Annotated in this window: 19 protein-coding genes; 14 read left to right on the top strand and 5 right to left on the bottom strand. The window is 74.3% G+C overall.

The window, feature by feature from the left end:
- The first annotated feature begins 255 nt into the window (after positions 1–255).
- Positions 256–1,326 carry a mechanosensitive ion channel family protein gene (locus tag ACFZCD_RS24835; RefSeq protein ID WP_391834400.1) on the top strand — a complete coding sequence of 357 codons (1,071 nt, stop codon included), beginning with the start codon at positions 256–258 and terminating at the stop codon, positions 1,324–1,326.
- Positions 1,327–1,397: 71 nt separating this feature from the next.
- Here the strand turns inward: ACFZCD_RS24835 and ACFZCD_RS24830 are convergent, their stop codons facing one another.
- A complete protein-coding gene (locus ACFZCD_RS24830) occupies positions 1,398–1,913 on the bottom strand; it encodes an FBP domain-containing protein (RefSeq protein WP_391834846.1) in 516 nt (171 codons plus the stop codon).
- Positions 1,914–2,052: 139 nt separating this feature from the next.
- Between ACFZCD_RS24830 and ACFZCD_RS24825 the strand changes: the two genes are divergently transcribed.
- From ACFZCD_RS24825 to ACFZCD_RS24770, 12 genes are all read left to right on the top strand, one after another.
- Positions 2,053–3,237 (top strand): ROK family protein, encoded by a 1,185-nt coding sequence (locus ACFZCD_RS24825; RefSeq protein ID WP_391834398.1) that lies wholly within the window; start codon positions 2,053–2,055, stop codon positions 3,235–3,237.
- Between the two features lie 100 nt (positions 3,238–3,337).
- Positions 3,338–4,576: a 6-phospho-beta-glucosidase gene (locus ACFZCD_RS24820; RefSeq protein ID WP_391834844.1), complete on the top strand. Its 1,239-nt coding sequence runs from the start codon at positions 3,338–3,340 to the stop codon at positions 4,574–4,576.
- Positions 4,567–5,592 carry an N-acetylglucosamine kinase gene (locus ACFZCD_RS24815; protein WP_391834396.1) on the top strand — a complete coding sequence of 342 codons (1,026 nt, stop codon included), beginning with the start codon at positions 4,567–4,569 and terminating at the stop codon, positions 5,590–5,592. Before ACFZCD_RS24820 ends, ACFZCD_RS24815 begins: the two co-directional genes overlap by 10 nt.
- A gap of 498 nt (positions 5,593–6,090) precedes the next feature.
- Complete coding sequence (locus tag ACFZCD_RS24810) at positions 6,091–6,489, top strand: tyrosinase cofactor (protein ID WP_391834394.1); 399 nt, start codon at positions 6,091–6,093, stop codon at positions 6,487–6,489.
- A gap of 61 nt (positions 6,490–6,550) precedes the next feature.
- Positions 6,551–7,372 (top strand): tyrosinase family protein, encoded by an 822-nt coding sequence (locus tag ACFZCD_RS24805; RefSeq protein WP_391834392.1) that lies wholly within the window; start codon positions 6,551–6,553, stop codon positions 7,370–7,372.
- 234 nt (positions 7,373–7,606) lie between these two features.
- Positions 7,607–8,998 (top strand): hypothetical protein, encoded by a 1,392-nt coding sequence (locus ACFZCD_RS24800; RefSeq protein ID WP_391834390.1) that lies wholly within the window; start codon positions 7,607–7,609, stop codon positions 8,996–8,998.
- 83 nt (positions 8,999–9,081) lie between these two features.
- A complete protein-coding gene (locus ACFZCD_RS24795) occupies positions 9,082–10,041 on the top strand; it encodes a glutamate ABC transporter substrate-binding protein (RefSeq protein WP_391834842.1) in 960 nt (319 codons plus the stop codon).
- 94 nt (positions 10,042–10,135) lie between these two features.
- Positions 10,136–11,470, top strand: coding sequence for a hypothetical protein (locus ACFZCD_RS24790; RefSeq protein ID WP_391834389.1), 1,335 nt, complete (start codon positions 10,136–10,138; stop codon positions 11,468–11,470).
- Positions 11,467–14,082 carry a tetratricopeptide repeat protein gene (locus ACFZCD_RS24785; RefSeq protein ID WP_391834387.1) on the top strand — a complete coding sequence of 872 codons (2,616 nt, stop codon included), beginning with the start codon at positions 11,467–11,469 and terminating at the stop codon, positions 14,080–14,082. The genes ACFZCD_RS24790 and ACFZCD_RS24785 overlap by 4 nt, the downstream gene beginning before the upstream one ends.
- Positions 14,083–14,085: 3 nt before the next feature.
- Positions 14,086–15,396: a protein phosphatase 2C domain-containing protein gene (locus ACFZCD_RS24780; RefSeq protein WP_391834385.1), complete on the top strand. Its 1,311-nt coding sequence runs from the start codon at positions 14,086–14,088 to the stop codon at positions 15,394–15,396.
- Between the two features lie 124 nt (positions 15,397–15,520).
- The gene (locus ACFZCD_RS24775; protein WP_391834383.1) at positions 15,521–16,894 is read left to right on the top strand and encodes a VWA domain-containing protein; all 1,374 of its coding nucleotides are present in this window, start codon (positions 15,521–15,523) and stop codon (positions 16,892–16,894) included.
- Positions 16,895–17,007: 113 nt separating this feature from the next.
- Positions 17,008–18,204, top strand: a complete 1,197-nt coding sequence (locus tag ACFZCD_RS24770) for an FHA domain-containing protein (protein ID WP_391834381.1) — start codon at positions 17,008–17,010, stop codon at positions 18,202–18,204.
- Here ACFZCD_RS24770 and ACFZCD_RS24765 read toward each other — a convergent pair.
- The gene (locus ACFZCD_RS24765) at positions 18,185–19,180 is read right to left on the bottom strand and encodes a methyltransferase domain-containing protein (RefSeq protein WP_391834379.1); all 996 of its coding nucleotides are present in this window, start codon (positions 19,178–19,180) and stop codon (positions 18,185–18,187) included. The genes ACFZCD_RS24770 and ACFZCD_RS24765 overlap by 20 nt on opposite strands.
- Positions 19,181–19,308: 128 nt before the next feature.
- On the opposite strand from ACFZCD_RS24765, the gene ACFZCD_RS24760 reads away from it, so the two are divergent.
- Entirely contained in the window at positions 19,309–19,713 is a 405-nt protein-coding gene (locus tag ACFZCD_RS24760) for a globin (protein WP_391834377.1), read from the top strand.
- A 25-nt stretch (positions 19,714–19,738) separates the two neighbouring features.
- Here ACFZCD_RS24760 and ACFZCD_RS24755 read toward each other — a convergent pair whose 3' ends face one another.
- From ACFZCD_RS24755 to ettA, 3 genes are read right to left on the bottom strand one after another with little or no spacing between them, the layout of a single operon-like run.
- A complete protein-coding gene (locus ACFZCD_RS24755) occupies positions 19,739–20,500 on the bottom strand; it encodes a hypothetical protein (protein WP_391834375.1) in 762 nt (253 codons plus the stop codon).
- The gene (locus ACFZCD_RS24750; RefSeq protein WP_391834373.1) at positions 20,497–20,928 is read right to left on the bottom strand and encodes an acyl-CoA thioesterase; all 432 of its coding nucleotides are present in this window, start codon (positions 20,926–20,928) and stop codon (positions 20,497–20,499) included. Before ACFZCD_RS24750 ends, ACFZCD_RS24755 begins: the two co-directional genes overlap by 4 nt.
- Before the next feature lie 2 nt (positions 20,929–20,930).
- Positions 20,931–22,595 (bottom strand): energy-dependent translational throttle protein EttA, encoded by a 1,665-nt coding sequence (ettA, locus tag ACFZCD_RS24745; RefSeq protein ID WP_391834371.1) that lies wholly within the window; start codon positions 22,593–22,595, stop codon positions 20,931–20,933.
- Positions 22,596–22,702: the final 107 nt, after the last annotated feature.

Here is a 22,702-nt window from a genome sequence, read left to right as displayed (position 1 = left end):
GGTGCCTCCTTGTACGCCGGCGGCGCGTGGCTCGCGCCGGGACGATCTCCTGCAAGTGTCCCCCGGCCCCTGGTCGGAGCGCCACCATGACCGGGTAACGGGTCACGGGTGTTTTGGAACACATCTTGTTCATCCCCCGCTCAGGACCGGTCGCATCTCGAACACAGCAACGGACGATCACCTGCGCCCCGCTACTGTGGGGGGTCTTGCCCGCCCGCCTCCCCGGGCCGGTATCACACACGGAGGGTTCCTGCAGTGTTCTGGTCCGCTGCCCTGGCCGCAGAAGACGCGACGCCTCGTCCTGTCTCTCTCGACGAGGCACAACGGACGGCGAACGACGCCGCCGGCTGGGTCGAGGAGAACTGGTCCGTCTGGCTCAGCAACAGCCTGCGCATCATCCTGATCGTCGTCATCGCGGTCGTGATGCGCTCCCTGATCCGGCGTGCCATCACCCGCCTCATAGCCCGGATGAACCGCACGGCCTCGGCCGTCGACGGCACGGCCCTCGGCGGCCTGCTCGTCAACGCGGAGCGGCGCCGGCAGCGCTCGGAGGCCATCGGCTCGGTGCTGCGCAGCGTCACCTCGTTCCTGATCATGGGTACGGCGGCGCTGACCGTGCTGTCGGTGCTGAAGATCAACCTGGCGCCGCTGCTGGCGAGCGCGGGCGTGGCGGGCGTCGCCATCGGTTTCGGCGCCCGGAACCTGGTCACCGACTTCCTCTCGGGCGTCTTCATGATCCTGGAGGACCAGTACGGCGTCGGTGACACGATCGACGCGGGGGTCGCCTCCGGCGAGGTCATCGAGGTGGGCCTGCGCGTGACGAAGCTGCGCGGCTCGGACGGCGAGATCTGGTACGTGCGCAACGGCGAGGTCAAGCGCATCGGCAACCTGAGCCAGGGCTGGGCCACGGCCGGCGTCGACGTCCAGGTCCGCTCGGACGAGGACCTGGACCGGGTGCGCGAGGTCCTCACCCGGACGGGCGAGGAGATGCAGAAGACCGAGCCGTGGACGGAGCGGCTCTGGGAGCCCGTCGAGGTCCTGGGCCTGAACGCGGTCTACCTGGACTCGGTGGTCATCCGGGTGTCGGCCAAGACGATGCCGGGCAAGGCGCTGGGCGTCGAGCGGGAGCTGCGCTGGCGCATCAAGCAGGCGCTGGACGCGGAGGGGATCCGGATCGTCGGGCGCCCGCTGGAGGCGAACCTGGAGACGGAGGGCGGGCCGGACCCGATGGCCGCCGTCGCCGCCCCGTCCGTCCTGGCCAACCCCTCCTCGCCGCAGTCCCAGGCGACGACGCCGATCCCGCAGGGGCAGCCGCTCGGGAAGTAGGCCGCCGCCCGCTCCCGGGCGCCGGACGGACGAGGAACCGCCCCTGGCCGGCGCCCGGGGCGGGCCCCCGGCTATGCGGCGGGTGTCTCCCCGCGCCGGACCTTCCCCAGGAAGTCGTCCAGGTTCGCGAGCATGCGGGCCACCCGCTCCTCCACGCCGAGCGTCTCCTTGTAGCGCATCGCCATCTGGGGGACCTTCTTGCCGCGCACGTAGAGCGAGCAGGCCAGGTCCGCGCACATGTACGCGCCGACCGTGTTGCCCTCGCGGCCCGCGGGACCGACCCGGCGGGCCGCCAGCAGGGAGACGCCCGAGCCCGGGTGGCTCGTCAGGCACAGCGAGCACATCGTGGACTTCGCCATGCTCCGCGGCCCGCCCTGCGGCACCCGCAGGGTCACACCGGTCAGCTTGCCGTCGCGTTCGGCGACGACGTAGCCGCGGTCCGGCGCGCCCGGGTCGCGCCAGCCCAGGAAGTCGAGGTCCTCCCAGGGGAGTTCGGAGAGGTTGCGCGGAAGCGCGATCCGGCGGGCCTCTCCCTTGGAGCAGTTGATGAAGGACGCGCGTATGTCGTGGTCGGCGAGCGGTTGCATGGTCACGGAAATTAACAGCGTTCGGGCGATGCGTCTCGCGATTTTCCGGGCGGTCCGTTGACGCCCGGCCGGGCGGACTCCTACGCTCCCGGTTGATAGGAAGGTTTCCTAACAGATTTCCTGACGGACAGGGAGCGAGATGGCCGGGGCCCCGGGAACGCCGCGCGTGCTGCGCGCCATGAACGACCGCGCCGCCCTCGACCTCCTCATCGCCCACGGCCCGCTCACCCGCACCCGCCTCGGGGAGCTGACCGGCCTGTCCAAGCCCACCGCCTCCCAGCTGCTCACCCGCCTGGAGACCGCCGGCCTGGTGCGCCGCACCGGCAGCGTCACCGGGCGGCCCGGGCCCAGCGCCCGGCTGTACGAGGTCGACCCGGGCATCGCCCACGTCGCCGCGCTGGCCGTGAGCCCCGAGGGCATCACCGCGCGCGTCGCGGACATCGCCGGCACCGTCGTCGGCGAGCACCGCGTGCGCACGGAGCAGGACCCGCGCCGCACCGCCGGGCTCGTCGCGGAGGCCGTCGACGGCGCCCTGGCCGCCGCCGGGCTCGGCCGCGACGCCCTGCACCGCACCGTCATCGGCACCCCCGGCGCCCTCGACCCGCGCACCGGCGCCCTGCGCTACGCCCCGCACCTGCCGGGCTGGCAGTCGCCCGCCCTGCGCGACGAGCTCGCCGAGGCCGTGGGCACGCCCGTCGTCATCGAGAACGACGTCAACCTCGCCGCCGTCGCGGAACAGCACGGCGGCGCGGCCCGGGACTGCGGCGACTACGTGCTGGTGTGGGCGGACGAGGGCGTCGGCGCGGCGATCGTGCTCGGCGGGCGGCTGCTGCGCGGGGCCACGGGCGGCGCCGGCGAGATCGGCTACATGCCGCTGCCGGGCGCACCGCTCGCGCGCGGCGGGGACGACGCCACGGCCGGCCCGGACGGCGGCGGGGGCTTCCAGCTGCTCGTCGCCGCCCCGGCCGTCGTCGCCCTGGCCCGCTCCCACGGCATCGAGGCCCGTACGGCTGCCGAGGCGCTCGCCCGCGCGGCGGAGCTGCCGGGCGCCGGCGACGACGTCTTCGCCGAGCTGGGCAGGCGGCTGGCCGTCGGGCTCGCGGCCGTCGTGGCGGTGGTCGACCCGGCCCTGGTGGTGCTCTCCGGCGCGGTGTGCCGGGCGGGCGGCGAGCGGTTGCGCGCGATGGCCGAGGCCGAGCTCACCGGGCTGGCCCTGCCCCGGCCGCAGTTGCGGCTGAGCACCGTCGAGGGCGATCCGGTGCTGGCCGGCGCGCTGCGGACGGCGCTCGCGGCGGCCCGGGAGGTCGTGTTCGACACGGCCTGACGGGCACCCCTGCACGGCCCGGCCCGGCTGCGGGCCGGTTCCGGTCCCGGTCCCGGGTCCGGTTACGACCCGACAGGAGTCAAGGTTGAAGCTCGCAGTGGTGGGGGGCGGCTCCACCTACACCCCCGAACTCGTCGACGGCTTCGCCCGGCTGCGCGATGCGCTCCCGGTGACGGAGCTCGTCCTGATCGACCCGGACGCGGAGCGGCTGGAGCTCGTCGGCGGGCTCGCGCGGCGGATCCTGGCCCGGCAGGGCCACCCCGGCCGGGTTTCGTGGACCGCGGACCTCGACGCGGGCGTGGACGGCGCGGACGCCGTGCTGCTGCAGCTGCGCGTGGGCGGGCAGGCGGCGCGGCAGCGGGACGAGACCTGGCCGCTGGAGTGCGGCTGCGTCGGCCAGGAGACCACCGGCGCGGGCGGGCTCGCCAAGGCGCTGCGCACGGTCCCGGTGGTGCTGGACATCGCCGAGCGCGTACGGCGCCGCAGCCCGGACGCCTGGATCGTGGACTTCACGAACCCGGTCGGCATCGTCACCAGGGCGCTGCTGACGGCCGGGCACCGGGCCGTGGGGCTGTGCAACGTGGCCATCGGCTTCCAGCGGAAGTTCGCCCGGCTGCTGGGGGTGGCTCCGGAGGAGGTGGCGCTGGAGCACGTCGGCCTCAACCACCTCACGTGGGAGCGGTCGGTGACGGTGGGCGGGCAGGACGTCCTGCCGCGGCTGATCGCCGAGCACGGTGACGCCATCGCCGGGGACCTGCGCATGCCGCGCTCGGTCGTGGACCGGCTCGGCGTCGTGCCGTCCTATTACCTGCGCTACTTCTACCAGCACGACGAGGTGGTCCGGGAGCTGCGGGCCAAGCCCTCGCGCGCGGCCGAAGTCGCCGCGATGGAGCGGGAGCTGCTGGCCCTGTACGCCGACCCCGCGCTCGACGAGAAGCCCGCGCTGCTGGCGAAGCGCGGCGGCGCCTTCTACTCGGAGGCGGCGGTGGCCCTCACCGCGTCCCTGCTGCGGGACACCGGCGACGTCCAGGTCGTCAACGCCTTCAACGCCGGCACGCTGCCCTTCCTGCCGGACGACGCGGTGATCGAGGTGCCGGCGGCCGTGGACGCCCGGGGCGCGCGCCCGCTGCCCGTCCGCCCGCTGGAACCGCTGTACGCGGGGCTGGTCGCGAGCGTCACGGCGTACGAGCACCTGGCGCTGGAGGCCGCGCTGAAGGGCGGGCGGGACCGCGTGTTCGCGGCGCTGCTCGCGCACCCGCTGGTCGGGCAGCTCGACCACGCCGACCGGCTGACCGACGCCCTCCTCGCGCACAACCGGGAGCACCTCGCGTGGGCGTGACGCACGGCGGCGCGCCGCCCGGACGGGAGACGGGCCCGGGCGGCGCGCTGCTTGCGGTCGACGCGGGCAACAGCAAGACCGACGTGGCGCTGGTGGGGCCGGACGGCGTGGTGCTGGGGGCGGCGCGGGGCGGCGGTTTCCAACCGCAGGGGGCGGGCCTGCGGCGCGCGGTGGACGGCCTGGCGGAGCTCGTGGAGCGGGCCACCGCTGCCGCCGGGCCGGCCGCGCCCCCGTACGCCGCCCACGTCCAGGCGTGCCTGGCCAACTGCGACCTGCCGGTGGAGGAGGAGCAGCTGACGGCCGAGGTCGCCGCGCGGGGGTGGGGGCGGACGGTCGCCGTCGCCAACGACACCTTCGCACTGCTGCGGGCGGGGCTGCCCGACGGCGGCGAGCCGGCGGGCGTCGCGGTGGTGTGCGGGGCGGGCATCAACTGCGCGGGCCTCGGGCCGGGCGGGCGGACGGCCCGCTTCCTCGCGCTCGGGCGGCTCTCCGGTGACCGGGGCGGCGGCGTGGACCTCGCGGAGGAGGCGCTGTGGTGGGCGGCGCGGGCGGCTGACGGCCGCGGCGGGCCCACCGCCCTGGCCCGCGCCCTGCCCGCGCACTTCGGCCTGGACGGCATGACCGCGCTGATCGAGGCGCTGCACCTGGGCTCGGTGCCTGCGCGGCGGCGGCACGAGCTGGTGCCGGTGCTGTTCGCGGTGGCGGCCGGTGGCGATCCGGTCGCCCGCGGGATCGTGGTCCGGCAGGCGGAGGAGGTCGTCACCATGGCCGCGGTCGCGCTGGAGCGGCTGGGCCTGCTGGGGGCGGAGGTGCCGGTGGTGCTGGGCGGCGGGGTGCTCGCGGCCCGGCACCCGCTGCTGCACGCGCGCGTGGTGGCCCTGCTGGCCCGGCGCGCGCCGAAGGCCGTGCCGGTGGTGGTGACGGCCCCGCCGGTGCTGGGTGCGGCGCTGCTGGCGCTGGACCGGGCGGAGGCCCCGGCGGAGGCGTACGGGCGGCTGCGCGCGCACTACGCGTAGGGCTGATCGCCGGACCGCGGGGCCGTTCGCCGGACCGCGGGGCTGGCTCGCCGGAGCGCGGGCTGTTCGCCGGGACCGCAGGCCCGTTTGCCGCATTTGCGGAATCTCATGTTCCGTGGCCGGAATCCGCAGTACCGCCGCTTTCTTCACGTCACGTTCACATCGTGAGAGGCGTCACCGCACGCCACCCGCCGCCGGAAGATCTTCTGTCCGGGCCGCCGGAAACCACCGAGTTTCCTGACATGGCGTCAACAAGGCCATTCGCCAGAAATTCCTCCCCTGGGATTTGTTGACCCTTCATTTACCTGAATGTCCCAAAAGCAGCCAACCACCCCACGAGTCCCCCTCGAACATGCGAGCATCCGCCCGCACGGATTGATCACGAAATACAACAAGCAACCGCCATCAAAAGGGATTTACGGCTGCATTCGTGACAACTTCCGCCACTGATCGACCATTCCGCGCCTTTTCGGCGCACCTATCCGAGGGGGACCGACCATGTCGTCCAACGTCAGCCGACGCGTCGTGCTCAGAGGAACCGCCGCTGCCGCCGCCGGCGTGGCGCTCGTCGCCACCGGCGCGCGGGCGGCCGACCACTCCGGCCACACCATGGACCACACCGGTCACGAGGGCCACGGCAGCGGCCCCATGCCGTTCGACGAGGTCTACCAGGGCCGCCACATCGTCGGGCAGCCGGCCACGAGCGGCCACGAGGCCCACCACGGCGGCTTCGCCGTCACCATCGACGGCAAGGAACTGCACGTCATGCAGAACGCCGACGGCTCCTGGATCAGCGTCGTGAACCACTACCAGACGTTCGACCAGCCGCTGGCCCTCACCCGCGCCGCCGTCGAGAAGCTCCGGGGCGCGGTGCTCACCCCGATCGCGATGAACTGACCGGCCACTGCCGCACGGACACCACCGACCACACTTCTTTACCCACGAGGACACGAACCCCATGGCAGTGCGCAAGAACCAGGCGAACCTGACCGCCACCGAGAAGCGCAACTTCGTCAACGCCGTACTGGAGCTCAAGCGCACCGGCGTGTACGACGGCTTCGTCAAGACGCACAACGAGTTCATCATGAGCGACCGGGACGACAGCGACCGCGTCGGCCACCGTTCCCCCTCCTTCCTGCCCTGGCACCGCCGCTTCCTGATCCAGTTCGAGCAGGAGCTGCAGAAGGTCGACGCCTCGGTCACGCTCCCCTACTGGGACTGGACCGCCGACCGCACGGCCAACGCCTCGATCTTCGGCGCCGACTTCATGGGCGGCAACGGCCGCAGCCGTGACGCGCAGGTCACCACCGGCCCGTTCGCCTACTCCACGGGCAAGTGGAACATCAACGTCAGCGTCGACAACCGCCCCTTCCTGCAGCGCGAGATAGGCGCGTCGGGCACGCTGCCCACGCGCGCCCAGGTGGACGCCGTCCTGGCCATGCCGGTCTACGACACGGCCCCGTGGAACAGCGCCTCCGAGGGCAGCTTCCGCAACTACCTGGAGGGCTGGCGCGGCGCCGGGCGCGTCCACAACAGCGTCCACGTGTGGATGGGCGGCCAGATGGCCACCGGCGTCTCCCCCAACGACCCCGTCTTCTGGCTGCACCACTGCCACATCGACAAGCTGTGGTCGGAGTGGCAGCGCAGGCACCCGGAGTCGGCGTACCTGCCGGCCGCCGGCACCGCGAACGTCGTGGACCTCAACGACACCATGCGCCCGTGGAACAACGTCACCCCCGCCCAGATGCTCGACCACAGCTCGTACTACACGTACGCGTAAGGCACGGCAGGCGACGGGCGCACCCGCCCGCCGGCCCGGCGCGGGGAACCGCACCGGGCCGGCGGGCGTGATGGGGAACGAGGGCCGCCCCGGGCCCCCGTGACGGCCGCGGTCCGTACAAGATCCGCCCGCGACGGTGTTTTTGCCGGACCTTGCGGCCATACTGCTGGCCGGGCACCTGTTCCCTGCGCACACGGGCAACGGGCCGCCCTCAGCGACCGAGGGGGAGGTCACGTGTCACAGCCGCAGCCGGCGGAGGGCCCACGGGGGGCGCCCGGCCGCACCGCCGCCGTCCCGGCCTGGCGCGAGGCACTCGACCGCGTGCGGGCCGCGGCCGTCACCGAGCCCGGCCGGCTGCGCGTCATCGGCGCCGTCCTGGCCCTGGTCCTGGTGGCGTTCGGGGCGGTCACCGCCTGGCAGGTCACGGCCCGGTCCACCGCCGCGGACGGCGTCGTGGGCACCAGCCAGCCGCTGAGCGCCGACGCCGCCGCCATCTACCGCTCCCTCGCCGACGCCGACACCACGGCCGCGAGCGGCTTCCTCGCCGGCGGCCAGGAGCCGCGCGCGGTCCGGCAGCGCTACGAGAAGGACATCGCGCTCGCCTCCCGGCTGCTCGTCAAGGCCGCGGCGAGCCGCGAGGGCTCGGACGCCGCGCGCCGCCGGATCGCCGCCCTCAGCGAGGGGCTGCCGCGCTACACCGGCCTCGTGGAGGCCGCCCGCGCCAACAACCGCCAGGGCCTGCCGCTCGGCGGCGCCTACCTGCGCTACGCGGGCGACCGCATGCGCGACGACCTGCTGCCCGCCGCCCGCGGCCTGTACGAGGCCGAGACGGGCCGCCTCGGCGCCGACTACGACGACGCGAAGTCCTGGCCGTGGGCCGCCCTGGCCCTCGGCGCCGTCGCGCTCGGCGCCCTCGGGTGGGCCCAGCGGCGCAACTACCTCCGCACGAACCGGGTCTTCAACCACGGCCTGCTGGCGGCCACCGCGGCCACCGCCGTCGTCCTGCTGTGGCTGGTCGCCGGCCACGCCGTGGCCCGCTCCGGCCTGGAGGACTCCTACGCCCACGGCGCGAGATCCCTCCAGGCGCTCACCGAGGCGAGGATCGGCTCCCTCCAGGCCCGCGGCGACGAGAACCTCACGATGGTCGCCCGCGGCGCCGTGCTCGCGAAGAACGGCGACGACCAGTACGAGAGCAACTACCGCAGCGGCATGGGGCGGCTCGTCGGCGGCGACACGGGCCCCGCGCGCGAGGACAGCCTGCTGGGCCGCGCCCGGGCGCTGGCCCACGACGCCGAGGGCCGCGACCCGGTCGACGCCGCCGTCAAGGACGTCCGCGAGTGGCAGCAGCGCCACGGCCGGGCCCGGACGCTCGCCGACGACCACGGCGACTACGACGAGGCCCTGCGCAAGGTGATCGGCGACAAGGACAGCACCGGCCAGTCCTTCGACCGGGTGGACACCGAACTGGAGCGCGCCCTCGCCCACGAGCAGGACGAGTTCCGGCAGGCGGCCGACGACGGGCGCGGCGCGTTCGCGGGCATGGCCGCCGGGGCGGCCGTCCTGGCCGTCCTCGGCGCGGCCGGGGCCGTCCTCGGCATAGGCCGCAGGCTGTCGGAGTACCGGTGAGGCCGGTGCTGCGGGAGGAACTGCGGGAGGAAGGGGAATCCGTGGGAGAGACCCGTACGGCGCGGCGGCTGCGGGCCGTCCCCATGACGGTGGCCGCTGCCGTGTGCGCCCTGGCCGCGGTGGCCGCGGCCGTGCTGCCGGCCGGCGGCACCGCCCAGGACGGGACCGGCCGGCCCGCGTCCGCGGCGCACGCCGCCCGCGCGCCCGAGGACGGTGCCGGGGCGGCGGCGGCCGCGCAGTGCACGGATCCCGACGCCAGCCTGCGGCCCTCGGGCGCGGCCGACGGCCCGGCCGTGCAGCGCATCAAGGCGCGCGGCCGGCTGATCGCGGGCGTCGACCAGAACAGCTACCGCTGGGGCTACCGCAACCCCGCCGACGGCGAGCTCGGCGGCTTCGACATCGACCTCGTCCGCGCCATCGCCAAGGACATCCTCGGCGACCCCGGAAAGGTCACCTTTCTCGCGATCCCCACGAGCCGGCGCATAGCCGCCCTCCAAACGGGCAAGGTGGACATCGTTGCCCGCACGATGACCATCTCCTGCGACCGGATCGCGCAAGTGGCCTTCTCCACGGCCTATTTCGAGACCGGGCAGCAGGTCATGGTTCCCAAGGGGTCACCGGTGACGGCGTTCGACGACTCGCTGAAGGGGAAGAAGGTCTGTACGGCGGAGGGGTCCACGGCCGAGAGCAAGGTCCGGGAGGAACCGCACGGTTCGTCCCTGCTGACCGTTCCCAACCAGCTCGACTGCCTCGTGCGGCTCCAGCTCGGCGAGGTCGACGCGGTGGTCAACGACAGGGCGCTGGCGGCCGGCCAGGCGGCCCAGGACCCGTCCGTGGAGCTCGTCGGAAAGCCGTTCACCAGCGAACCGTACGGCGTGGCGATGAACCTCGCGGACACGGACCTGGTACGCCGGGTCAACAAGGTGCTGGAGGACTACCGCAGCGGCGGCGCCGCAAGCCTCTGGATGCAGGCGTACGAGAGGTGGCTCGCCAAGGACCTGAAGGGGATCACCGCCCCGCCGGCGCCCAAGTACAAGGACTGACGGCAGGCCGGGGAGCGCGGCCGTGAAGGACGGGCCGTGACGGACAGGCCGCGGCGCGCGCCGCGGACGGGAGAGCGGACAGGAGAGGGGATCGATGGCGGTCGCGGAGCCCACCGGGCCGGCCTTGACCCGCGAGGAGGCGGACCGTGCGCTGGCCAGGCTCGGAGCGGAGCACGAGGCCGTCGAGTCCTCGCTGCTCGCCCTCCAGGACCACGCGGGGCGGCGCCTGCTCGAAGGGGCGGAGCTCGCAGGCGAGACCAGGAGCCGGTGGGCGGCCGCCGAGGCCCTCATCGGGCAGCTGTGGGCGTACTTCGACGCCTACACCGACGCTCTGACCACCGCCCGTGAGCTGCGCGCCCGCCGGCGCTGGCCCACGCAGGGCGAGCTGTCGGAGCTCACCGAGCTGCTGCGCGGCTCCGGCATCACGCTGCCCGGCCACGGCACGGCCGCCTTCGGCGCCGCGGGCCTCCCGGGGGCCACGGCGGGCCCGGCGGCCCGGCTCAGCGAGCGGCTGAGCCTGCAGGAGCTGCTGGACCGGATGAACGGCTGGTACGCCCAGGCCCTCGACGTCGTCGTCATCGCCGACGCCGTGTGGTCCGCGCTGCCCGCCCGGATCGACCTGCTCGCCGCCGAGCTCCGGCGCACCCGCTCCCTCGCCCACTCGGTGGGCGTGCGGCCCGGCGAGCACCCTGCCGGCGACGACCTGGAGCAGATCACGCGGGAACTGACCGCGCTGCGCGCCGAGGTGATAGCGGATCCGCTGGCCTTCTGGGCGGGGGCCTCGCCCAGCTCGGCGCCGGGCGGCGGCCGCCCCGACACCACGCGCTACGACCGGGCCGCGCGGGCCCTGGAGGACGTCCGCCGGGAGGTCGAGGCCGTCCTGGACGTCCGGCAGGACGCCGATCAGCGGCTGATGCACGTGCGCGACGTGCTCTCGCGCGCGGACCGCACCCTCAACGAGGCCCGGCAGGCGCGCGTCGAGGTCCTGTCGAAGATCGCCGCGTCCGTGGTGCCGGCCGTCTCGGGCCCGCCCACGGCCCTCTACGAGCAGCTGGCGGCCGCCGCCGACCACCGCAGACACGCGCGCTGGCACCGGCTGTCCCCGCTCCTGGAAGGGCTGGAGCAGCGGGCCGAGGAGGAGCTGCTGCGCGCCCGCGAGTCGCTGACGGCGGTGACAGCCCCGCTGGCGGTCCGGGCGGAGCTGCGCGGCCGCCTGGACGCGTACAAGGCGAAGACCGCCCGGCACGGCCTCGCGGAGGACGCGCTGCTCATCGAGCGGTACGACGCGGCGCGGCGCATGCTGTGGAGTGCGCCGTGCGATCTGATCGCCGCCGAGCAGGCCGTTCTGCGCTATCAGCAGGCGCTGGCCGAGGCGCTGGCGGCGCCGGGTGCCGGGGAGCGGGCCACGGGCCGGAGGGGGGATTCGTGAGCGAGGCGTGTCAGCGGCCGGGGTGTGCCGGTTCGTACGAGGACGTGGGCGGCGGCGAGCTGTACTGCGACACGTGCGGGCTGGCGCCGGTCGTGTCGCCGAACGGGATGGTGGGGTCACCCGCCACGGGCGTCACGGGGGGCAGCTCCTCGAAGGGCAGCGGATCGCAGGGAAGCGGACCGCAGGCCGGCGCGCAGAGCAACGGCAGTGGTGGCAGTGGCGGAAGCGGCTCCGGGGGCTCGTCGTCCCGGTCCGGGTCGGCGCGTTCGTCGTCGTCGCGCCGGTCGGTGCCGGGGCGGCTGTCGCGCTCCCTGCCGGGGTCGGAGGGCTCGGGCCCGTCCACGCGCTCGGTGTCGGTGCGCAGTTCCGGCTCGGTCGCCGGCGGGTCCGGCCGCGGCAGACTGGGCGCCGGGCTGGTCAAGGTGCCCGAAGTGCCGCGTCCGGACCCGCGGACGGCCGTGCTGGAGAACCCGGAGGTACCGGAGCGGAAGCGGTTCTGCAGCCGCAGCGACTGCGGGGCGCCGGTGGGCCGGGCGCGCGGCGGCCGGCCCGGCCGTACGGAGGGCTTCTGCACCAAGTGCGGTCATCCGTACTCCTTCGTGCCCAAGCTGCGCGCGGGGGACGTGGTGCACGGGCAGTACGAGGTGGCGGGCTGCCTCGCGCACGGCGGGCTCGGCTGGATCTACCTGGCCGTCGACCGGGCCGTGTCGGACCGCTGGGTGGTCCTCAAGGGCCTGCTGGACACCGGTGACGAGGACGCCTTGGCGGTGGCGGTCTCCGAGCGGCGCTTCCTCGCCGAGATCGAGCACGCCAACATCGTCCGCATCTACAACTTCGTCGAGCACCTCGACCAGCGGACCGGCAGCCTCGACGGCTACATCGTTATGGAGTACGTCGGCGGCAAGTCGCTGAAGGAGATCGCCAACGGGCGGCGGACGCCGGACGGCCGGCGCGACCCGCTGCCGGTGGAGCAGGCGTGCGCGTACGGGATCGAGGCGCTGGAGGCGCTCGGCCACCTGCACAGCCGCAACCTGCTGTACTGCGACTTCAAGGTGGACAACGCCATCCAGCAGCAGGACCAGCTCAAGCTGATCGACATGGGCGCGGTCCGGCGGATGGACGACCAGGACAGCGCGATCTACGGCACGGTGGGCTACCAGGCCCCCGAGGTCGCCGAGGTCGGCCCGTCGGTCGCCTCCGACCTGTACACGGTGGCCCGGACGCTCGCCGTGCTCACCTTCGACTTCCAGGGCTACACGAACGTCTTCGCGGACCGGCTGCCCGACCCGGACCACATCGAGGTGTTCTCCCGCTACGAGTCGTTCTACCGGCTGCTCGTACGGGCCACGGACCCGGACCCGGCGCGGCGGTTCGCGTCCGCCGAGGAGATGGCCGACCAGCTGACGGGGGTGCTGCGGGAGGTCGTCGCCCTGCAGACGGGCCGGCCGCGGCCGGCGCTGTCCACGCTGTTCGGGCCGGAGCTGCGCGTGGTGGACACGCGGTTGTTCGAGGAGGCCGACGGGGAGGTGTCCGCGCTGGGCGGGCGCGTGCCGGCCGGCCGGTCCGTGCCGGGCCGCAGAGCGCTGCTGTCCCGGGCGGCGGCCCGTCCGGTCGCCGCGGTCGCGCCCGGCGCCGCCGCGCCTCCCTCTCCCCCGCCGTCCCCCGGCGCGCCCGTCGCCGCGCTCGACGCCCGTGCCGCCGCGCTCGCCCTGCCGGTGCCGCTGGTCGCCCCGGGCGACCCCAACGCGGGCTTCCTGGCGGGGCTGATCGCCTCGCAGCCCGCCGAGCTGTACGCGGCGCTGCAGGCGGCGCCGGCCGAGTCGCCGGAGCTGCGGCTGCGGCGGATCCGGGCCCAGCTGGAACTGGGCGAGGAGGCGCAGGCGTCCCATGCTCTGGAGAGCCTGGAGGCCGCCCACCCGGGCGACTGGCGGATCGTCTGGTACCGCGGGCTCCACGCACTGGTCCGCGGTGACAAGGAGACGGCGGCGCTGTCCTTCGATGCGGTCTACGACGCCTTCCCGGGCGAACCCGCCCCGAAGCTGGCCCTCGGCGTGTGCGCGGAGGTCCTCGGGCAGCTGGACAACGCCGCCGAGTACTACCGGCTGGTGTGGGCGACCGACCCGAGTTACGTCAGCGCCGCGTTCGGGCTGGCGCGGGTGCGGCTGGCCGGCGGGGACCGCCCGGGCGCGGTGCGCGCCCTGGAGTCCGTGCCGGAGGCGTCCATCCACTACACCGCGGCGCGCGTCGCGGCGGTGCGGGCCCGGCTGCGGCGGCGCTCGCCGCAGGAGCCGCTGCTGGACGACCTGGTGGCCGCCGCGGGCCAGGTCGAGCGGCTCGCGGACTTCGGCCTGGACGCCGTGCGCCGCGAGCGGCTCTCCGCGGAAGTGCTCGGCAGTGCCCTGGACTGGGTGCTGTCGGGCTCCCCGGGCGCGGGCGGCGGCCCGCAGACCGCCCGCCCGGGTGCACTGCTGGGCCGCGGCCTGGACGAGCGCGAGCTGCGCTTCGGGCTGGAGCGCTCGTACCGCGTGCTCGCGCGGCTGGCCCAGCGCGGCGAGGAACGGATCGAACTGGTGGAGCGGGCAAACCGTTTCCGCCCCAGGACATGGGTGTGATCGATGTCGCAAGTGCCGCGCCCCTCACAGCTGACGGCGTGCCCCGCCTGCCAGGAGCCGCTGGACCCGGCGGACAACTTCTGCGGCGGCTGCGGTGCCGACCTGTCGGCGGTGCCGCCGCCGGCCCTCCGCGACGAGGGCCCGTCCGACTACCGGCTCGCGCTGCCCGAGCCCGGCGCCCGTACGGCCGTACGGGCGCCCCTCGCGCCTCCCGCGCCCCCGGGCGACGGCCCGCACCGGCCCGCGTGGCCGCCGGGCGCCGACGCCTCGGCCGGGCCCGGCGCCCCCGACCCGCGCACCGGCGCTGCGCTGGGGGTCCCGCCGCAGGCCGCCCCCGCCGTCCCGGGGGCGCCGCCCGGGCCGGACACCGCCCGCCCGGGGGTCAACGGCACCGGGCGGAGCTGCGGGTCGTGCCGATCCGGCATGATCGACAAGGACGGGTACTGCGAACACTGCGGGCATGCACAGCCGCGCGAACGGGATCACATGGAGCACCAGTTGCCAGGCGTGGCGGCGGTCAGCGACCGCGGACTGCGCCACCACCGGAACGAGGACGCGTACGCCGTGTCCGCCATCGCCCTCTCCGACGGGGCCCCGGCCACCGTCGCCGTCGTCAGTGACGGCGTGTCGTCGGCGACCCGCCCCGACGAGGCGTCGGCGGCCGCCTGCGCCGCCGCGCGGGAGGTGCTGGTCACGGCCCTGCCGCAGGGCGAGGACCCGCGCGGGGCCACCCACGACGCGATCATGCGGGCGGCCGAGGCGGTCAACTCGCTGGCCGCGCCCGCGCGCGGGCCGCTGCAGCACGACCCGCACCGCCACGAGAACGCCCCCGCCTGCACGATCGTGACGGCCGTCGTCACCGGCGACCTCCTCACCGTCGGCTGGGTCGGCGACAGCCGCGCGTACTGGGTGCCGGAGGACCGTTCCACCCAGCCCGCCCGGCTCACCGAGGACGACTCCTGGGCCGCCCAGATGGTCGCGGCGGGCCTGCTGTCGGAGGCCGAGGCGTACGCGGACGAGCGGGCCCACGCCATCACCGGCTGGCTGGGCGCGGACGCCTACGAGGTCGAGCCGCACACCGCGTCCTTCCACCCCGACCGCAAGGGCGTGGTCATCGTCTGCACGGACGGCCTGTGGAACTACGCCGAGTCCGCCGAGCAGATGGCCGAGGTCACCCCGCCCGACGCCCGCTCCCGGCCGCTGGAGTGCGCACGGCAACTGCTGGCCCACGCCCTGGACGGAGGGGGCCACGACAACGTAACAGTGGCCGTACTGCCGTTCCCCCTGGCGCCCGAGGGGGCAGGATCGGCCTGAGGCCAGGGCTCCCCGGCGACAGCCGGGAGACGCCTCGGGGGGATGCGACGCGGGTGCTGCCCCGCACCAGCGCGCCGGCGCTCCCCCGTGCCCGGCACGGACGGAGTACCGAGGAGCGGATCAGATGGCCATATTCTCCAAGACCGGCGAGCACCGGTTCACGGTCGACGTGTACCAGAACGCCCACCTGCCCGAGGGCGGGCGCGAGGTCAACGCGATCGTCACCGTCACCGCCACGGGCGGGGGGACCATGGCGGAGGCGCCGCTCGTGTCCCCGGCCGTGCCCCGCCAGTCGCCGTCGTCCTACGAGCTGCGGGCCCCCGGGCCGGACGCGGCCGTGGTCATCATGGTCGACTGCTCGGGCTCGATGGACTACCCGCCGGCCAAGATGCGCAACGCCCGCGCCGCCACCGCCGCCGCCATCGACACCCTGCGCGACGGCGTGGCCTTCGCCGTGGTGGCCGGCACGCACCAGGCGCAGGAGGCCTATCCCGGCGGCGGGCGGCTCGCCGTCGCCGGCGCCACCACCCGGCAGCAGGCCAAGGAGGCCCTGCGCAAGCTCACTCCGGGCGGCGGCACCGCGATCGGCACCTGGCTGCGCCTGGCCGCCGGCCTGCTGGAGTCGTCCGAGGCGCCCATACGGCACGGCATCCTGCTCACCGACGGCCGCAACGAGCACGAGGAGCCCGACGCGCTGCGCGCCTCCCTGGAGTACTGCGCGGGCCGGTTCACCTGTGACGCGCGCGGCGTGGGCACGGACTGGGAGGTCAAGGAGGTCACCGGCATCGCCTCGGCGCTGCTGGGCACCGCGGACATCGTCGCCGACCCGGCAGGGCTGGCCGCCGACTTCACGCGGATGATGGAGACGGCGATGGGCAAGGAGGTCGCGGACGTCGCGCTGCGCCTGTGGACGCCGCAGGGCGCCGAGGTCGCGTTCCTCAAGCAGGTCGCGCCGTCCCTGGAGACGCTCACCGAGCGGCGCGTCGACGCCGGCCCGCGCATCGGCGACTACCCGACCGGCTCCTGGGGCGACGAGTCCCGCGACTACCACCTGTGCGTGCGGGTGCCCGCCGCCGGGGTGGGCGAGGAGATGCTCGCCGCCCGGGTCTCGCTGGTGCTGCCCGCGCCTGACGGGTCCTCACCCCGCGTGCTGGCCCAGGGGCTGGTGCGGGCGATCTGGACGGACGACCTCGCCGCGTCGACGTCCATCAACGCGCAGGTCGCGCACTACACCGGCCAGGCCGAGCTGGCGCGGTACATCCAGGAGGGCCTGGACCTGCGCCGCTCCGGCGACCTGGACGGCGCGACGGCCAAGCTCGGCCGCGCCGTCCAGCTGGCGAGCCGCTCCGGCAACGAGGACACGGCGAAGCTCCTCGCCAAGGTGGTGGACGTCGTGGACGCCGCGACGGGTACTGTGCGGCTGAAGGCGAAGGTCACCGCGGAGGCGCAGATGACCCTCGAAACGCGCTCGACGAAAACCGTACGGGTGAAGAAGTAGCGCCGGGAGGCGCGGCGGCCGCACAGTGTGCCGTGGCGCGGCCCATCCGCCCGAGCCGGGCGGCGAGCACCGGCAACGACCGCAACGAAGGCACACGAGGGGGAACAACCGACATGCCGACCTGCCCGAACGGCCACCAGTCGACGGCCGAGGACTGGTGCGAGGTGTGCGGCCACCGCATGTCGGGGGCGCCCGACCGGTCCGCCCCCTCCGGTGCCCCCGGAGCCGGCGGGGCCGTCCCGCCGCCTCCCCCCGCGCCGCCCGCCGGCCCGCCGCTGCCGCCCCCGAGCGGCCCGCAGAGCGCCGCCGGCCACGGCTTCGGCCCGCACAGCAGCAGCGCACACACCGGCAGCACGCACACCGGGGACACGACCGTGCAGGCTGAGTTGTGCCCGCACTGCCGCACTCCCCGCGAGGCGCAGGCACCTTTCTGCGAGGAGTGCCGCTACAACTTCCTGACGCGGACGGGGGCATCCTTCGGGCCGCCGCCCCCACTGGCCCCGCAGGGCCTGCAGTCGGCTCCGCCGCCCCCGCCGCAGCACACCCAGCCGCCGCAGTCGTACGAGTACTACGGTTCGCGCCCGTCGCGGATCAACCGCCCGGCGGAGCCGCTCACTCCGGAGACGCACACGGCCTCGCCGTACGCGGACCGGGGGTATGCGGATTCCCCGTACGCGGACACGTCTTCGCCGTATGCGGACGCGTCTTCTCCGTATGCCGGACCGTCGTACGGCGAGCCGTCGTACGCGGACGAGGCCGCCGGCGACTGGATGCTGCCGCCGCCGAGCACGCCCTCGGCGCCGCCCTCATCATCGCCCGCAGCACCGCCCGCCTCGCCGTACGGCTACGAGCACGGGGCGACGGGCGGCGTGCCGGGGCAGCAGGGCGGCCAGCAGCAGGCGCCGGCGGGGTGGACGGCCGTGGTGGCGCCCGACCGCGAGTACTTCATGGCGATGATGAACCGCAGCGGCCCCGAGGCCGCGGGGCTCAACCTCCCCGCGTACTCCCCCGAGCTGCAGCTGCAGCTGAACGGGCCGCAGGTCACGGTCGGCCGGAAGCGGCACAGCACCGGCGAGTCCCCCGACATCGACCTGTCGCGCCCGCCGGAGGACCCGGGCGTCTCGCACCAGCACGCGATGTTCGTGCAGCAGCCGGACGGCAGCTGGGCGGTGGTCGACCAGGACTCCACCAACGGCACGACGATCAACGGATCGGAGACGCCGATCCAGCCCTACGTGCCGGTGCCGCTGCAGGACGGCGACCGGGTGCACGTGGGGGCGTGGACCACGATCACGCTGCGCCGGGGCTGAGACCCGCGCCGCCCAGCGGCCACCGGCACGCCCCGTCCGGGTCGTCCAGCCACGCCCACTGGGCGCCGCCGGCGACCGAGACGCCGAAGCGCTCGCGGCCGGGGCGGCCCCGGGCGCGCCACAGGCCGTGGGCGTCCGCGGGGTTCAGCGCGCCCCCGGTCAGCGCCAGCAGGAAGCGGAAGCGGTCGCTCTGCAGCAGCCGGCACGGCAGGCCGCGGATCCGGGGCACGGGTGCGGGGGCGGCTCCGCGCAGCGGGACGAAATAGGCGGGGGTGCGCAGGAACCGGCCCTCCGCGTGGGTGGCGTCCTTGACCCGCAGGGCGACCAGGCCGGTGGCGAGCGGGGCGAGGATCAGGCCGTCGGGCCGCGTCTGCGCGATCCAGGCCGGCGGCACCCGGGTGATCGCGCAGGTGGCCAGGATCCGGTCGAAGGGGGCGCGCCACGGGCAGCCGAGCGCGCCGTCGCCCGTGACGACCTCCGGGTGGAAGCCGGCCTCGGCGAGGTGCTCGCGGGCGGGGCCGGTGATCTCCGGGTCGAGGTCGACGGTGGTGACCTTGTCGTCCCCGAGGCGGTGGGCGAGCAGGGCCGCGTTGTAGCCGGTGCCCGCGCCGATCTCCAGCATGGTGTGGCCGTCCTGGACGTTGAGGGCGGCGAGCATCTTCGCCATCAGGGACGGCTGGCTGCTGGAGGAGACCAGCTCACCGTCCCGGACGTGGGTGGCCAGCGGCTCGTCCGCGTAGGCGCCGACGAGCCAGCTCTCGTGGCGCAGGGGGTCGGCGTCGTCGCCGGAGAGGCGCCGGTAGCCGCCGACGACACCGACGTAATAGGCCGGGACGAACAGCTCGCGGGGCACCTCGGCGAAGGCCCGCCGCCACCGCGGGTCGGTGAGCTCCCCGGCGGCCTGCAGCCCCCTGACCAGCTCTTCCCGCAGCGCGGCGGAGAGCTCGGCGTCCTCTCTCAGGTGGGTACGGCCCATGTCTCCACTGTGCGACGCGGCCGGGGGCGGTGCACGGGGTCGTGGCGGCGGGGCACGGGGGCGGCCGGGGTTCGTGCGATGGTCCTAGACCTCCCGTCCTCGGCCGGTGCGTCTGAGACCATGGAGGGGTGATTGAGATTCCGCGCGGCACGCTTCAGGAGCAGACCTTCTACGAGCAGGTCGGCGGCGAGGAGACCTTCCGGCGTCTGGTCCGCCGCTTCTACGAGGGCGTGGCCGGGGATCCGCTGCTGCGGCCGATGTACCCCGAGGAGGACCTCGGCCCGGCCGAGGAGCGCCTGGTCCTCTTCCTCATGCAGTACTGGGGCGGGCCGCGGACGTACAGCGAGAACCGGGGTCACCCGCGGCTGCGGATGCGGCACGCGCCCTTCACCGTGGACCGGGCCGCGCACGACGCCTGGCTGCGGCACATGCGGGACGCGGTGGACGAGCTGCAGCTCGCTCCGGAGCTGGAGAAACAGCTGTGGAACTACCTGACGTACGCCGCCGCGTCGATGGTCAACGCGGAGGGCTGAGGACGGGCCCGTCCGGCCCGCCCGCTCAGGCGGGCGTGACCGTCAGCCCGGCCACGCCGCCGAGCCGCACGGCGACCGACCCGTAGGGCGTGCTCAGGCGCAGCCATCCCGGCGCCGCGAACAGCGCCACCGGCTCCTCGGGCGCGAGCGCCGTCCCCGTACCGCCGCCCCGCACCGCGCTCCGCGCGGCGGTCGCCGTCTGCAGACCGGGCCGCAGGAAGCCCAGGGACTGCGCCGCATGCACCGCCCGCAGCGGGAGCTCGGTGTCGCCGAGCGTGCGGGACCAGATCTCGCGGCCGATGCGGTCGCGCTCGGCCCGGGTGCGCCGCTGTTCGGGCAGCGCCTCGTCGCGGGCGCGGAACTCCGCGACCGCTGCCCCGACCGCGCCCCGCAGGGCCTCCTGGCCGGGAAGCCCCGCCACGCGCCGCCAGCCGCCGCGGGGCGGCAGCACACCGGCCCAGGGCGGGCCGGTGACGGCGCCGGGGACGGTGATCTCCAGCTCGCCCGAGGGCCCGGCGGGTGCCGCGTCCAGGGCGTCGGCGAGCTGCCCCGCCGAGACGGTGACGTCCAGCGCTCCGCCGTGGGCCAGCACGGCCGTGCGGATCGCGAGGACCTCGAAGGACGGCGGGCGGCCGAAGACGCCGAGCACCCCGCCGCCGGCCTGCAGCCGGACGACGGCGGCCCGGTCGTAGTGGATCAGCCGGGCCAGGAAGGCGACCAGGTCGGCCGCCTCCCGGGCGTCGGCGAACCGCAACCGGTGGCCGGGCGGAGGCTGGAGCCCCGTCATGCGGCGACGGCCTCCTCCGCGGCGTCGTCCCGGAACTCCTCCAGGAACATGCGCTCCTCGTCGGTGATCCGGCGCGGCCGGCCCGCCTCGAAGTCGAACGGGACGACGACGGTGCTGGCCCGGACGTAGACGTTGTCCTCGTCCTTGACCTCGTAGGCGACGGTCAGGGACGCGGCGCCCACCTTGGTCACCCAGGTCTCCACGGTCACCGGCGCATGCCGGTGCACCAGGGGGCGCAGGTAGTCGATCTCGTGCCGGGCCACGACGGACCCGCCCTGGAACGACGTGCTCCCCTCCCCCGGCGCCAGCCGGAACATGAAGTCGATCCGCGCCTCTTCGAGGTAACGGATGAACACCGCGTTGTTGACGTGGCCGAAGGCGTCCATGTCGGACCAGCGCAGGGGGCAGGAGTAGAGGTGACGCGCCACGATCAGCCCCGGGTGAGCTTCTTGTAGGTGGCGCGGTGCGGACGGGCGGCGTCCGGACCGAGGCGCTCGATCTTGTTCTTCTCGTAGGACTCGAAGTTGCCCTCGAACCAGAACCACTTGGAGTTGCCCTCGTAGGCCAGGATGTGCGTGGCCACTCGGTCCAGGAACCAGCGGTCGTGGGAGACGACCACTGCGGCGCCCGGGAAGTCGAGCAGGGCGTTCTCCAGCGAGGAGAGGGTCTCGACGTCGAGGTCGTTGGTCGGCTCGTCGAGGAGGAGCAGGTTGCCGCCCTGCTTGAGGGTCAGCGCCAGGTTCAGGCGGTTGCGCTCACCACCGGAGAGCACGCCGGCCGGCTTCTGCTGGTCCGGGCCCTTGAAGCCGAACGCGGAGACGTAGGCACGGGACGGCATCTCGACGTGGCCGACGTTGATGTAGTCCAGCTCGTCGGAGACGACGGCCCACAGCGTCTTCTTGGGGTCGATGTTGGCGCGGCTCTGGTCGACGTAGGAGATCTTGACGGTCTCGCCGACCTTGATCTCGCCGGAGTCCGGGGTCTCCAGACCCTGGATCATCTTGAACAGCGTGGTCTTGCCGGCGCCGTTCGGGCCGATGACGCCCACGATGCCGTTGCGCGGCAGGGTGAAGGACAGGTCGTCGATGAGGACCTTCTCGCCGAAGGCCTTGGAGAGGTTGTTGACCTCGACGACGATGTTGCCCAGGCGCGGGCCCGGCGGGATCTGGATCTCCTCGAAGTCCAGCTTCCGCATCTTGTCCGCCTCGGCGGCCATCTCCTCGTAACGGGCGAGGCGCGCCTTGGACTTGGCCTGGCGGCCCTTGGCGTTGGAGCGGACCCACTCCAGCTCTTCCTTGAGGCGCTTCTGGCGCTTGGCGTCCTTCTGGCCCTCGACCTTCAGACGAGCGGCCTTGTTCTCCAGGTAGGTGGAGTAGTTGCCCTCGTAGGGGATGGCGCGGCCGCGGTCGAGCTCCAGGATCCACTCGGCCACGTTGTCCAGGAAGTACCGGTCGTGGGTGATCGCCACGACGGTGCCCGTGTACTTGGCGAGGTGCTGCTCCAGCCAGTTCACCGACTCGGCGTCGAGGTGGTTGGTGGGCTCGTCGAGGAGCAGCAGGTCGGGGGCCTCCAGCAGGAGCTTGCAGAGGGCGACGCGGCGCTTCTCACCACCGGAGAGGTTCACGACGGGCCAGTCGCCGGGCGGGCAGCCCAGGGCGTCCATGGCCTGCTCCAGCTGGGCGTCGAGGTCCCAGGCGTTGGCGTGGTCGAGCTCCTCCTGGAGCTTGCCCATCTCGTCGAGCAGGGCGTCCGAGTAGTCGGTCGCCATGAGCTCGGCGATCTCGTTGAAGCGGTTGAGCTTGCCCTTGATCTCCGCGACGCCGTCCTCGACGTTCTCCAGGACCGTCTTGGACTCGTCGAGCTTCGGCTCCTGCATCAGGATGCCGACGCTGTAGCCCGGCGACAGGAACGCGTCGCCGTTGGACGGCTGCTCCAGGCCCGCCATGATCTTGAGGACGGTGGACTTACCGGCACCGTTGGGGCCGACCACACCGATCTTCGCACCGGGCAGGAAGCTCAGCGTCACGTCATCGAGGATGACCTTGTCGCCGTGCGCCTTGCGCGTCTTGCGCATGGTGTAGATGTACTCAGCCAAGAGAAACCGTCCGGCAATCGAGAAGGGCCAATGTGCGGCTCCGCCGCGTGAGGGCAGATACACCCATCTTGCCGCACCGGACGCCCGGGGCGGAAACCCGATAATGG

It is taken from the genome of Streptomyces sp. NPDC008001 (assembly GCF_042958085.1).
GTDB lineage: Bacteria > Actinomycetota > Actinomycetes > Streptomycetales > Streptomycetaceae > Streptomyces.
This window is presented reverse-complemented; position numbering and strand designations above follow the sequence as displayed.

Excerpts from the sequence above, each read along its gene's own strand:
- ACFZCD_RS24830 (WP_391834846.1), bottom strand. The coding sequence starts at position 1,913 with ATGCAACCGCTCGCCGACCACGACATACGCGCGTCCTTCATCAACTGC.
- ACFZCD_RS24825 (WP_391834398.1), top strand. The coding sequence starts at position 2,053 with ATGGCCGGGGCCCCGGGAACGCCGCGCGTGCTGCGCGCCATGAACGAC.
- ACFZCD_RS24810 (WP_391834394.1), top strand. The coding sequence starts at position 6,091 with ATGTCGTCCAACGTCAGCCGACGCGTCGTGCTCAGAGGAACCGCCGCT.
- ACFZCD_RS24805 (WP_391834392.1), top strand. The coding sequence starts at position 6,551 with ATGGCAGTGCGCAAGAACCAGGCGAACCTGACCGCCACCGAGAAGCGC.
- ACFZCD_RS24795 (WP_391834842.1), top strand. The coding sequence starts at position 9,082 with ATGACGGTGGCCGCTGCCGTGTGCGCCCTGGCCGCGGTGGCCGCGGCC.
- ACFZCD_RS24790 (WP_391834389.1), top strand. The coding sequence starts at position 10,136 with ATGGCGGTCGCGGAGCCCACCGGGCCGGCCTTGACCCGCGAGGAGGCG.
- ACFZCD_RS24780 (WP_391834385.1), top strand. The coding sequence starts at position 14,086 with ATGTCGCAAGTGCCGCGCCCCTCACAGCTGACGGCGTGCCCCGCCTGC.
- ACFZCD_RS24775 (WP_391834383.1), top strand. The coding sequence starts at position 15,521 with ATGGCCATATTCTCCAAGACCGGCGAGCACCGGTTCACGGTCGACGTG.
- ACFZCD_RS24770 (WP_391834381.1), top strand. The coding sequence starts at position 17,008 with ATGCCGACCTGCCCGAACGGCCACCAGTCGACGGCCGAGGACTGGTGC.
- ACFZCD_RS24765 (WP_391834379.1), bottom strand. The coding sequence starts at position 19,180 with ATGGGCCGTACCCACCTGAGAGAGGACGCCGAGCTCTCCGCCGCGCTG.
- ACFZCD_RS24755 (WP_391834375.1), bottom strand. The coding sequence starts at position 20,500 with ATGACGGGGCTCCAGCCTCCGCCCGGCCACCGGTTGCGGTTCGCCGAC.